Genomic DNA, 317 nt, shown 5'->3' on the forward strand with positions numbered 1-317 from the left:
TTAGCAGCAGCAATCAATAACGACCTGCACTCTGTAGCACAACTTTTATGGGAATATCAATATGGCAAAAAATCTCCTTTCAATATTTCCAAATCCCCTCCCCCAAAGAATCCTAATGCCTAATCTTTTCTTTCTCCTCCCTTACTTCTCTTCTCTCTTTGTACTTCCAAGTATCCCCTCTCTTCTCTTAAATGAAGTTGCTCAGAGTGCAAGTGAGGATGCTAGGGCATATTTAGGAGAGTGGGAAGGGAGAGGGGAGAGGGAGAATGCTGAGATAAGGAGGAGAGCGTTAAGTTTTGATAAAGAAGGAAAATGGG

1 protein-coding gene is annotated in these 317 nt (G+C 42.3%); it reads left to right on the forward strand.

The window, feature by feature from the left end:
• Positions 1-115: 115 nt before the first annotated feature.
• Positions 116-317: hypothetical protein (locus CQA62_RS06840; RefSeq protein WP_147288256.1), on the forward strand; the 202-nt coding region annotated here is incomplete at its 3' end.

Source organism: Helicobacter cholecystus, assembly GCF_003364215.1.
GTDB lineage: Bacteria > Campylobacterota > Campylobacteria > Campylobacterales > Helicobacteraceae > Helicobacter_G > Helicobacter_G cholecystus.